At 42.5% G+C, this 1,232-nt stretch carries 2 protein-coding genes; both read left to right on the top strand.

Going from position 1 to position 1,232, the window contains the following annotated elements; all coding sequences use genetic code 11:
* On the top strand, positions 1 to 167 hold a 167-nt coding region (locus WEIDD23_RS14345; protein ID WP_242865409.1), incomplete at its 5' end, for a tyrosine-type recombinase/integrase.
* A 164-nt stretch (positions 168 to 331) separates the two neighbouring features.
* Positions 332 to 1,213, top strand: coding sequence for an aldose 1-epimerase family protein (locus WEIDD23_RS02075; RefSeq protein ID WP_010373716.1), 882 nt, complete (start codon positions 332 to 334; stop codon positions 1,211 to 1,213).
* Positions 1,214 to 1,232: the final 19 nt, after the last annotated feature.

Genomic DNA, 1,232 nt, shown 5'->3' with positions numbered 1-1,232 from the left:
TCCGCCACACATATGCAACGGATATGCTGAATAACGGTGCTGATTTGCGAACGGTGCAACAACTATTGGGCCACAGCAGTTTAAGTACAACTCAGATTTATACGCACGTGACAACGGATGCTTTACAAAAAAGTTACCGTGATTTTTTTCCACGAGCAACAGAATAATTACTTTGAGGTTCATGTTACTTGGCATGGACCTCTTTTTTTCATAAACCTGTCGATTATTTATGAAAATCATTTACAATTCGTGCATAGATTTTATGTAAAAAATTTGCTATGATAAAAATATTGAAGAAAACGTTTACAGAACGGACTGGGGGAAGAAGAGCATGTCAGTCAAGCTAGAAAATGACAGTATCACCGTCGTCATTTCAGAAATGGGTGCTGAATTAGTCAGTGTGACTAATAAAGAAAGTGGCCTAGAATATATGTGGGAAGCCGATCCTAATTTTTGGGGCCGCCACGCACCGAACCTTTTCCCCATTGTTGGGCGTTTAAAGGGTGATCGTTACAAGTATCGTGATAAGACGTACTTTATGGCCCAACACGGTTTCGCACGAGATAATGAATTTGATTTAGTTGAGAAGACTGCTAATACAGCACGCTTCCGTTTGGTTGATAATGATGAATCGTTTTCGATTTATCCCTTTCATTTCCAATTTGACGTGTTGTACCGTCTGACAGAGCAAGATACGTTGGGCATTGCCTATGTGGTGACAAACACCGACACGCATGACATTTATTTCTCCGTTGGTGGTCACCCAGGGTTCCGTGCGCCACTAGAAGCGGGCGAAAAGTTTACGGATTACTACATCAACGTTGAACCACAACGTAAGTACAATCGTGCCAAGTTAGTCGGTCCGTACTTGGACAATAATTTAGAATCAACGTTTGACACGCGCATTCCATTGCGTCTTCGTCGAGATGATTATAAGGACGATGCAATCATTCTGCGATTGGACCAAAATCCAGTGTCGATTGTTTTGGCCAAGTTGAGTGAGTCACACGGTGTTACCATGCATATCCAAAACGCGAAGTACGTTGGTATTTGGACGCCATATGCTAAAGAGGCACCATTTGTGGCAATTGAACCTTGGTGGGGAATCGCCGACACAGTTGACGCAGATGGTGAGTTGCACCACAAGTATGGCATCAACACACTAGCACCAGCTCAAACATTTACCGGTTCATATTCACTGACATTTTTCTAACGAACAACAAAAAGGAGAG

Origin of the sequence: Weissella sp. DD23 (assembly GCF_001579105.1) — a bacterium.
Lineage (GTDB): Bacteria > Bacillota > Bacilli > Lactobacillales > Lactobacillaceae > Weissella > Weissella cibaria.
This window is presented reverse-complemented; position numbering and strand designations above follow the sequence as displayed.

Excerpts from the sequence above, each read along its gene's own strand:
- WEIDD23_RS02075 (WP_010373716.1), top strand. The coding sequence starts at position 332 with ATGTCAGTCAAGCTAGAAAATGACAGTATCACCGTCGTCATTTCAGAA.